This window comes from Pseudomonas defluvii (assembly GCF_001695625.1).
Classification (GTDB): domain Bacteria; phylum Pseudomonadota; class Gammaproteobacteria; order Pseudomonadales; family Pseudomonadaceae; genus Aquipseudomonas; species Aquipseudomonas defluvii.
The window spans coordinates 1-10076 of record NZ_MBPN01000141.1 but is presented as its reverse complement, the minus strand read 5'-3'; the positions used below and the strand labels follow the sequence as shown (position 1 = coordinate 10076).

At 61.4% G+C, this 10076-nt stretch carries 10 protein-coding genes; 4 read left to right on the top strand and 6 right to left on the bottom strand.

Annotated elements, in window-relative coordinates; translation table 11 throughout:
• Positions 1-485: 485 nt before the first annotated feature.
• The 4 genes from EKA13_RS24205 to EKA13_RS24190 form a co-directional block, all read right to left on the bottom strand.
• Entirely contained in the window at positions 486-713 is a 228-nt protein-coding gene (locus EKA13_RS24205; RefSeq protein ID WP_065761686.1) for a hypothetical protein, read from the bottom strand.
• A gap of 330 nt (positions 714-1043) precedes the next feature.
• Positions 1044-2105 (bottom strand): RNA methyltransferase, encoded by a 1062-nt coding sequence (locus EKA13_RS24200; protein WP_065761685.1) that lies wholly within the window; start codon positions 2103-2105, stop codon positions 1044-1046.
• 22 nt (positions 2106-2127) lie between these two features.
• Positions 2128-3450 (bottom strand): ATP-binding protein, encoded by a 1323-nt coding sequence (locus EKA13_RS24195; protein WP_065761684.1) that lies wholly within the window; start codon positions 3448-3450, stop codon positions 2128-2130.
• Positions 3447-4130, bottom strand: a complete 684-nt coding sequence (locus EKA13_RS24190; protein WP_065761683.1) for a response regulator — start codon at positions 4128-4130, stop codon at positions 3447-3449. Before EKA13_RS24190 ends, EKA13_RS24195 begins: the two co-directional genes overlap by 4 nt.
• A 189-nt stretch (positions 4131-4319) precedes the next feature.
• On the opposite strand from EKA13_RS24190, the gene dsbD reads away from it, so the two are divergent.
• From dsbD to EKA13_RS24170, 4 genes are all read left to right on the top strand, one after another.
• Positions 4320-6032, top strand: coding sequence for a protein-disulfide reductase DsbD (gene dsbD / locus EKA13_RS24185; protein WP_083199900.1), 1713 nt, complete (start codon positions 4320-4322; stop codon positions 6030-6032).
• A complete protein-coding gene (locus tag EKA13_RS24180; protein WP_065761681.1) occupies positions 6032-6874 on the top strand; it encodes a TlpA disulfide reductase family protein in 843 nt (280 codons plus the stop codon). The genes dsbD and EKA13_RS24180 overlap by 1 nt, the downstream gene beginning before the upstream one ends.
• The gene (gene dsbG, locus EKA13_RS24175) at positions 6871-7650 is read left to right on the top strand and encodes a thiol:disulfide interchange protein DsbG (RefSeq protein ID WP_100250161.1); all 780 of its coding nucleotides are present in this window, start codon (positions 6871-6873) and stop codon (positions 7648-7650) included. Before EKA13_RS24180 ends, dsbG begins: the two co-directional genes overlap by 4 nt.
• Positions 7651-7815: 165 nt before the next feature.
• Positions 7816-8364: a L,D-transpeptidase family protein gene (locus EKA13_RS24170; RefSeq protein WP_176717477.1), complete on the top strand. Its 549-nt coding sequence runs from the start codon at positions 7816-7818 to the stop codon at positions 8362-8364.
• Between the two features lie 80 nt (positions 8365-8444).
• Here the strand turns inward: EKA13_RS24170 and pssA are convergent, their stop codons facing one another.
• Both pssA and EKA13_RS24160 read right to left on the bottom strand, forming a co-directional pair.
• Positions 8445-9788 (bottom strand): CDP-diacylglycerol--serine O-phosphatidyltransferase, encoded by a 1344-nt coding sequence (gene pssA / locus EKA13_RS24165; RefSeq protein ID WP_065761680.1) that lies wholly within the window; start codon positions 9786-9788, stop codon positions 8445-8447.
• Positions 9789-9895: 107 nt separating this feature from the next.
• A partial coding sequence (locus EKA13_RS24160) for a sarcosine oxidase subunit gamma family protein (protein ID WP_218060855.1) occupies positions 9896-10076 on the bottom strand: 181 nt, incomplete at its 5' end.

Genomic DNA, 10076 nt, shown 5'->3' with positions numbered 1-10076 from the left:
ACAGCACCTGAAGGTCGTGCTGAAGGTCATCGATCGTCAGGCTGAAGTGCGCGTGATTGGCGGCTGAGAACATCCCTGGTCCCCCGGTGGCTGCTGCGAGGCACGGACGCTAACAAATCAAGCCACGGGATGGATGTAGGACGCTTCCGAAATTGATCGAAAGGGCCGTAAAAAGCACTCGAGGATCTAGTAATCTTGTGCACTTTTTGTGGGAGGCAGGCTCGCCTGCGATGCGGGCGCCGCGGACTCACTGGCACCGTATCGAGACTATCGCGGGCAAGCCCGCTCCTACCCCTGTGGGCGTTGGCTTGCCAACGATGCAGACGCCGCGGACTCACTGACACCGAGTCGAGACTATCGCAGGCAAGCCTGCTACCACCTGTAGGAGTTGGCTTGCCAACGATGCAGACGCCGCGTGCTCACTGGCACCGTGTTGAGACTATCGCAGGCAAGCCCAGAGAGTGCAGCCTCCTGACAGCATTACGCTAATGCCGGAGATTTTTCAGCGAAACCTCAACCAGCTCTTTAGCCACTTCAACCTGGTGGAAGACGCCTTGAATCAATACCTCGGCCCGCGAGCCACTGTGCTCAAGGGCTTGTCGCGTGGCCGCAACTGCACATGCAAGGTGTTTGTAGGCATGCAGCAAGGCGACCTCTGAAGGAAGGTCCTGACGAACACGCAATACGGGGGGATCGGGCGTGAGCTTGATCATGGCGCAACTCCTGACTTTCAGTGGAGCTGCCACGAATCGCTGCTAAACGAGTTAGGTGGCAGCTGTACGCGGGTTAGCAGACCGGGAAGTCAGGTACCCGGCGCACCCGAGGGTGCCCCACGCACAGCCGCCATAGAGCAGCATCGCAGACGTAAGCGTTGCAATGACTATGGAGGCGTGTTGCGCCTGACTTCATGTTCGGACTGCTAAATCCGGTCGTTGAATGGGCAACGACTCGGCAAGACTAGTCCGCACCAATGACAGGCACAACGACAAAAACGCCGGAAAAGTATGCTTGGGAAATGTCCTACTTGAAACAGCGAATTTTCACTATCGCTCACCAGCAAGCAGCAGCGACGGTGATGCATGCGCACGCTTGCGCTGCATCAGGTCCGCCGCCCGTGCCCGCAACTGGCCGCAACCACCGTCAATGTCCTGCCCCGCCGAGTTGCGTACTTTGGTCAACACGCCATTGCTGTGCAGGTAGCGCATGATCTGCTCGATGCGGTCCGCGTCAGGCCGCTGGAACTCATCGGCTTCCAGGCTGTTGTAGGGGATCACGTTCATGATCGCGTACTTGCCTTTGAGCAAGCGCAGAATCCCGTCCATTTCTTCCTGGCTGTCGTTGATGCCTTTGAGCAACGTCCACTGGTACTGAATCGGGTAATCGATTTGCCGCGCATAGGCTTCGCCCAACTCGACCAGTTCTTCTGGGTCGATTCGCGGCGCGCGGGGCAGCAACTGCTGGCGCAGCGCCGCATTGGTGGTGTGCAGCGACAACGCCAACGCCGGCTTGACCTGCTGTTGCGGCAGGCGCTCAAACACGCGCAGGTCGCCCACGGTGGAGAACACCAGGTTACGCTGGCCGATACCGCCTTCAGTTCCCAGCAGGTCGATAGCCTGCAGCACGTTGTCGAGGTTATGGGCGGGTTCGCCCATGCCCATGAAAACCACTTTCTTGACTGCACGGTAACGCCGGGCCAGTGCCACCTGCGCCAGGATCTCGGCGGTGCTCAATTGCCGCAACAGGCCGCTTTTACCGGTCATGCAAAATACGCAACCCACCGCGCAGCCCACCTGGCTGGACACGCACAAACCACCGCGTGGCAGTAATACGCTTTCCACCTGCTGTCGGTCGGCCAGCTCCACCAGCAGGCGCGCCGAACCATCGCCACCGGGGTGCTCGGCACTGAGCCGCGCCAGGCCATCGAGCTCGGCGCTCAGCTGTGGCAGTGCCTGCCGCACGCTCAAGGGCAGGAAGTCTTCGGTTTTCTGGCGACGGGTGCCCGTGTCGAGCGGCGCGCCGCGCAGCCAGGCACGGGTGATACGCCCGATATGCACGGGCTTGGCGCCAAGGGCGGCTAGCCGCTGGTGGAAGTCTTGGATAGTCATGGGGCGCGCATGCTATCACCGCTTACACGCGGCGGGGAATCTGCAACAACACCCGCAAACCATCACTGCGGCTGTCGAAATCCAACGAGCCGGCACAACGCTGGACAATCGCCTGAACAATCGCCAGGCCCAAGCCACAACCATCGCTCTGGCCAGTGCGCCAGAAGCGCTGGGTCAGGTACTCCAGGTGCTGTGCCGGAATACCCGGCCCGTGGTCCCGCACCCTGAAACCGACACGCTCACCGTCCACTTGCACCTGCAACTCCACCGGCGCACTGCCAACGGTGTGGCGCAGCGCATTTTCCAGCAGGTTGCGCAATGCCGCGACCGCCAGGGGCGATGGCATGTCCAGGTATAACTCGCCCGCTCCTGGGGCCAGGTGCAGCGCAATACGCCTGGCGCCCTCCTGGCCGATGTCCTGAATCGCCTGCCGTGCGACATGTTCGGCGTTGCATTGCACGCCATCGTCGAACGACAGACTGCCCTCGACCCGCGCCAGCAGCAGCAATTGCTCCAAGGTACGGTGCATGCGATCGGCGCCCTGCTCGGCATGTTCCAGCGCTTGCTCACGGACCGCACCATCGGTCATCCGCGCGACCTGCAAGTGGGTCTTGATCGCTGTCAGCGGGCTGCGCAGTTCATGGGCGGCATCGTCGGTCAGCCTGCGCTCGCGTTCGAGGGTCTGGCCAATGCGCAGAAACAGCTGGTTCTGGGTTTCCAGCAACGGTTGCAGCTCACTGGGCATGGCCCGTAGCTGCAGCGGCTCAAGTGAATCGGGGCTGCGTTTACGCAAGGCATCACGCATGCGGTTCAGCGGCGCCAAGCCCCTGCCCAAGCCCAGCCAGAGCAAGCCCAGGGTGCCGAACAAGGCCACCAGCACCGGTGCCGACGCGGCCAGCAGGATCGAGCGATTCAAGGCTTCACGCTCTTGATGACGGTCCGCGGTGGTAATACGTACATCGCCACGGGCAAAGGTAAAGCTGCGCCAGGATGCGCCGTCGATCATCTGATCATGAAAGCCGACCCGGTCGTCATCCAGAGGTTGCTCGCCGTGGCTGTGGTTGCGCGCCAGGATCTCACCACGCAGGGAACTGACCTGACAGGCCATGCCATCGGGGACACTCAGTTGGTCCGCGCTCAGCTGCGTGCCCTCGCCCTTGCTGGTCAACGGTTGCGGCAACTGGTCGATCAGGCCGGCCACCATTCGCGCCGAAGCGACTAGCCGCTGATCAAGGGAAAACATCATTTGCTGGCGCAGGTCGCGCAGCATCCAGGCAGCAGCAAACGCCCAGATCACGACAAATGCCGTGCCGAGAATCAGGCTAAGGCGTAAACGCAGGCTCATCGCGCCGCCTCTTCAGGCAGTTGGGCGGGCCCCAGGCGATAGCCCAGCCCACGTACGGTTTCGACAATGCCGCTGCCCAGTTTTCGCCGCAGGTGGTGGATATGCACGTTCAACGCATTGCTCTCGACTTCATCGCCGAACCCGTAGACGCTGTCCTTGAGTTGTTCGCTGGACAAGACACGGCCACGGTTATGCAACAGGGCATGGAGCAAGGCCTGCTCACGCCGGGACAGGTCCACCGGCTGCCCGCCCAGGCGGGCTTCGCGGCTGCTCGGGTCGTAACTCAAGGGGCCGTGCTCGATGATGTTCACCGCACGCCCCGCCATCCGCCGCATCAACGTATGCAGGCGTGCGGCAAGCTCACGCAGGTCGAAGGGTTTGAGCAGGTAGTCATCGGAGCCGGCCTGCAGACCATCGACCCGGTCGCTGACCGCGTCCCGTGCGGTGAGGATCAACACCGGCAAGGTCTCACCCTGCTGACGCAGACGGCGCAGTAGTTTCAACCCATCTTCATCGGGCAGGCCCAGATCGAGGACCATGACATCGAAGCTGGCGGCCTTGAGCATGGCCTGGGCCGCAGCCGCGCTGGCTACGCGGTCGACCGTCAGGCCTTGAGCGCCAAGCCCGGCGACGATACCGCTGGCGATCAGGTCATCATCCTCGCAAAGCAATACATGCATGGTCAGTCTCGATCATAAAAAGCCCATTGAAGGGCAGGCGGATTAACCGAGGATTATGCCGCGTCAGCCTCGACCCGTCGCGTATCGGGCGACGGCCGTTTCTGCAGCCGGTTAACTTTGGGTTAATCACCCGGCGGCAAGCTGAATGAGTGATAGCGCTGACAAGGACCTGATATGCGCGTTTTTCTGATGACCCTGTTGGTACTGTTCAGCAACCTGAGCCTGGCCCAACCTTTCGCCAAGCCGTTCGCTCAACCGGACTTCCTGGCGGTCGACAAAGCCTTCGTGTTCAGCAGCGAACGGCTCGACTCTGGCCAGACGCGCCTGCACTGGCAGATCACCGACGGTTATTACCTGTATCAAAAGCGCCTGAAATTCGATGGCTTGCCCACTGAACAACACCCCGCGCTGCCCGCGGCACAAACCCACACAGACGAGTTCTTCGGTGAAAGCCCGGTGTACCGAGGTGAACTTGAACTGATCTTGCCAGCCCATGCCAGTGGCCAACTGCGCGTCGGCTGGCAAGGCTGCGCCGACGCCGGCCTGTGCTACCCACCGCAAACCTCTACGGTGGCCCTCACCCCTGCCGATGCCGTTGACCGAGGGCGCGAACAGGCAAGCGACCAGGCCCTGGCCGGCGACCTGCAACACGGTACGCTGTTCTGGAGCCTGCTGGCCTTTCTTAGCTTGGGCGTACTGCTGGCGTTTACCCCCTGCTCCCTGCCCATGCTGCCGATCCTCGCCGGATTGGTGCTGGGTAACGGCGCCAGCGCTCGCCGTGGCTGGGCATTGGCGGCGGTGTATGTGCTGAGCATGGCCCTGGTGTACGCCGGCCTGGGTGTGATCGCTGCCCTGCTGGGTGCCAACCTGCAGGCGTGGCTGCAACAACCCTGGCTGCTCGGCAGCCTGGCAGCCCTGTTCGTGGTGCTGGCCTTGCCAATGTTTGGCGCCTTCGAGTTGCAGTTACCCACCTGGCTACGAGATCGCCTTGAACGGGCCGGGCATAACACCCGTGGCGGCAACCTCTATGGTGCTGCGTTGCTGGGCGCCCTGTCGGGCCTGTTGATGGGGCCGTGCATGACCGCACCGCTGGCCGGCGCATTGCTCTACATCGCGCAAAGCGGCAATGCCGTGCAGGGCGCCCTGGTGCTGTTTGCCCTCGGCCTTGGCATGGGCCTGCCCTTGCTGTTGCTGGTCACCCTGGGTAACCGCTACCTGCCGCGACCAGGCGCCTGGATGGAGCGGGTGAAAGGGTTCTTCGGCTTTGTGTTCCTGGCCATGGCGCTCTACACCCTGCGGGCCGTGCTGGACCCGACGCTGTGGCTGGGCCTGGCCGGTGCCTGGCTGATCGCCCTGGGCTGGGCCGCCTGGACAACCTTGCAGGCCCAACGCCCGCTACAGGCATTGGCACTGCTGTTCGGGCTGTGGGGCAGCCTTATGGTGGTCGGTGCAGCAGCCGGTGGCAGCGATCCCTGGCGACCACTGGAGCCTTATACCGGTGCCAGCAACGCTGAAGCCCAGGCAACCCGCGCCGATGCCTTCACCACCGTCAGCGACCCGGCGAGCCTGCAGCGAGAGCTGGACGCCGCCACCGCACAAGGGCAATGGGTACTGCTGGACTACTACGCTGACTGGTGCGTGTCGTGCAAGGTCATGGAGAAACAGGTGTTCGCACGCGACGATGTGCTGGCAGCGCTGAACGGCGTACGCTTGCTGCGCCTGGACGTTACCGCCGACGCCCCGCCCAGCCGTGAACTGCTCAAGCGCTATGCGGTACCTGGCCCACCCAGCCTGATCTGGATCGGCCCCGAGGGCGACGAACGCCGGGCACGGCGCATCACCGGTGAAATCGATGCGCTGAACTTCCTGCAACACTGGTCTGAAACCCGGAGCCAAGGCTGATGCTGACTGTGAATATCGGGCCACTGGCTGTTGGCCTCGAGCACCTGCTGCTGTTCGGCGCACTGGCCATCGCCACCCTGGTCGGCTGGCGGGTAGCACGACGCAACGGCGACAACCCCGAGTCAACGCTGTTCAACCTGTTTTTGCTGGGTGTACTGGTAGCACGCTTGGCATTTGTCATTCACTACTGGTCGATCTACCAGGAAGACCCACTGCAAATCGTCGATATTCGCGATGGCGGCTTTCTGCTCTGGCCAGCGATTGTCGCGGTGCTGCTGGGCGCGCTCTGGAAAGGTTGGCGACAGCCACGGCTGCGCACGCCACTGGCTTGGGGGCTGTTGAGTGGCGGATTGTTCTGGGCACTGACCAGCCTCGCCAGCCACCTGTATGAACAGAACACGCAATTACCGCCCATCAGCCTGCGCGATGCACAAGGCCGTGCGGTGGCGCTGAACGATTACCGTGGGCAACCGCTGGTGATCAACCTCTGGGCCACCTGGTGTCCGCCCTGCCGACGGGAAATGCCGGTGTTGCAACACGCCCAGCAAGAACGTCAGGACGTACTGTTTCTGTTCGTCAACCAAGGGGAGTCGCCACAAACCGTGAGTAACTTTCTGGCAACCACTGGCCTGAACCTGTCCCATGTACTGTTCGATTCAGGCGGTCAGTTGGGCCAGCAAGTGGGCTCCATGGCGCTGCCCACCACGTTGTTCTACACCGCCGACGGCCGCCTGCACGGTAGCCACCTGGGCGAACTGTCCAGGGCCAGCCTGAGCCACGCCCTGGAATCCTTTGAGCGCGCCAACGCCGCCTCCACTGCTTTAACAAGGAACACACCATGAAGATGCCTGCCACACTCGCCTTCAGCCTGGCCCTGGGGCTCGGCTTGCTGCCGACGTATGCCGTGCATGCCGTGCATGCCGAAACACTGCCCATGGCCATTCAGAAGATCGAGGCCAAAGGCGCAACCATCAAAGGTGAATTCGACGCGCCCAATGGCATGCGGGGTTTCGCCGCCGAGTACCAGAACCGCGGTATGGCTCTGTACCTGACGCCCGATGGCAAGCATGTGCTGGTCGGTAGCCTGTTCGATGAGCAAGGCAAGGACCTGAGCCTGGAGCCGCTGGAAAAGCTGGTCTACGCACCGATGGCCAAAGCGATCTGGGCAAAACTGGACAAAGCCAGCTGGATCGCCGATGGCAAGGCCGATGCCCCGCGTATTGTCTACATGTTCAGCGACCCCAACTGCCCCTACTGCAACCTGTTCTGGCAGCAGGCGCGGCCGTGGGTCGAATCCGGCAAGGTGCAGTTGCGGCACATCATGGTCGGCATCATCCGCGAAGACAGCCCGGCGAAATCGGCGGCACTGCTGGCCAGCAAAGACCCACAAAGCGCCCTGCAGCAACATGAAAAGGCCGGCAAGGCCAGCACCCTCAAAGGGCTACCGAGCATCCCGGCCGAGGTACAGGCCAAGCTCGACGCCAACATGGCCCTGATGGATGAACTGGGGCTGTCAGCCACCCCGGCGATTTTCTACCTCGACGACAATCAGCAACTGCAGCAGCAACAAGGTGCACCAGCGCCCGAGATGCTCGGCAAGATCTTCGGCAAGCGCTGAGTCGCGAGCCGGGGGCCGTGCAGCGGCCACAGGTTTGCGTCACGGCCCAACCCTCGGCAGAATGCGCCCCGGCCGGAATCAACCGGTCAGGGCCAGGGTACCTGTGCAACACCCGTGGCCCATGGAGCCAGCATCTCAGGATGCTTCACACGGAGTGTTTACCCCATGCGTTCCCTGCTGTTGAAAAGCCTTGTCGTTGTCAGTGTGCTGGCGGTGGCGGCCTACGGTTACACCCGCTACGCCATGCGCTACGGCTCCGGCACTGCGCCTGACATGGCGACAGCAAGCGAGCAGGCCGACACCCTGATGGTCTACAAGGCGCAAAAACGCATGCAGTTGCTCAAAGACGGCGTGGTGCTCAAGGAATACAACATTTCCCTGGGCAAGAACCCGGTCGGCCACAAGCAGGCCGAAGGCGACGAGCGCACCCCTGAAGGCCGCTACACCATCGACTGGCGCAACGAACAATCGATTGCCCACCTGAGCCTGCACATTTCCTATCCGAATGCCGAAGACAAGCAACGGGCTGCCGCGGCCAATGTCGAGCCGGGTGGCAACATCATGATCCACGGCCTGCTCAATGGCTGGGGCGGGATCGGCGAGTGGCATCGACGCTGGGACTGGACCAACGGCTGCATCGCCGTCACCAACGAAGAAGTGCGGGAGATCTGGTCACGGGTACCGAACGGCACGCCGATTGTGATCGCGCCATAACCCAGGCGGACATGCTGCAGCCACATCAACGGCACGCGATGTGGCTGTACATGTGCGAACCGATGGGTTGGGGCCGACGTTCAAAGCATGCCATACAACAACCGTCCAATCCGGGCATACCTGACTCGCCGCAACAACGTACGCACCTTCGGCGGATAATCGGTGAGGGAGTCCAATGCCGAGTAGCTATCAACCCGTGTGGTATGGCGTGAGAGCTGTGCAAGCTCTTCATCACGCTGCATGGCCCATTCAGCCTTGGGGTCGTCGATAAGCAAGGCATTTTCCAGGTCCAGCCGGAACCCACGGGGGTTCAGGTTATTGCCGGTCAAGAGGGTATAGCGTTGGTCTACCCACACCCCTTTCAAGTGAAAACTGTGATTGCCGTCTTTCCACAATTGCAGATTCAACTGATGACGGGCAATGGCCTCATGATGCTTGCGGGCGAAACCACGCAGTTTGCTTTCGTAAAAGTAAGGCAGCGCAGCGCTCAACGTGAACGGCTCTTCGGGTGGGACAAAAAAATCATTGGCGGTCTTGTCGCCGATGATGATGTCAATGGTGACACCACGCTTGAGCGCACGTTCGATTTCGCGCGTCAGCACCGGCGCAAGGTTGAAATAAGGCGTACAGAGTGTGAGGCGCTTTTGGCTGGTGGCCACCAATTGGCACAGGGCTCGGTTCAGGGGGTTGTTCCTGCCAACACCCAGCAGCGGAATCACCCGCAGCCCACCATGCTCGCTGCTCCCTGCCGACGTATCATAGGCGGCACGCTTGAGGCGACTCCGAAATGCCCTGATGGCCCGGTGCAAAGTGCGCGATCTGGGTGGCGCGGGCACATCCAGTCGATGCGTCGCTCTGGAGCCCAGCAAGGCGTTTTGAATCAACGTCTGCACTGAGTCGGCCAGCGGTTTGTTGCGGAGTACGTGATAGCGATCCAGGCGGTACTTGTCGAACTTGTGCAAGTAGACGTTACTGATACTGGCACCGCTGTAGATCACGCAGTCATCGATGATGCTGCCTTTCAAATGCAGCACACCGAAGATTTCTCGGGTTTGTATGGGCACGCCATAGACCGGCACGTCCACCTCGCGACGCATTCGTTCGGCGCGGTACCAGGCCGCGTTGCCTGGTTGCTTGCCTGCCCCGAGCAACCCCCGCTGCGCACGAAACCAGTCGACCACCACAACGATATCCAGCGTTGGACGGGCCGCCTTGGCTTGATAGAGGGCGTCGATGATTTCCTGACCGGACTCGTCCTGCTGCAGGTACAAGGCGGTGATGTAGATGCGTTGCTGAGCAGAGGCAATATGTTCAAGCAGACAACGTCGATAGTCGGCAGCTGTTGGCAGTATCGTGATCGCGTCGGCCGATAGATCAAAACCACGTAGCGCTGCAAGCCCAGTTTTTGGAGAGTAGAACCGCATAAGCCTCTCAAGATCGAAGTACTACGATGGTGTAGCTTTTTCAGATAAACGCCCTCCTGCAGGGATTTTGAAATGCCCTGCAGGAGCGACGTTAATCCACGAAACCATCACTCTATAACGTTTAGACCGAACTCGTTCGCTGCGTCCTGCAACCACAGCCACCAGTAATCGGAGAAACTGCGACGAATCAGCAGTTCCCAGGTGTCTTCGCTGCTGCGACGGATGACCAGTTGCGACTTGGCGAACACCGTACTAACCGCTTTGCCGACCGGAAAATTGTTCGGGTGC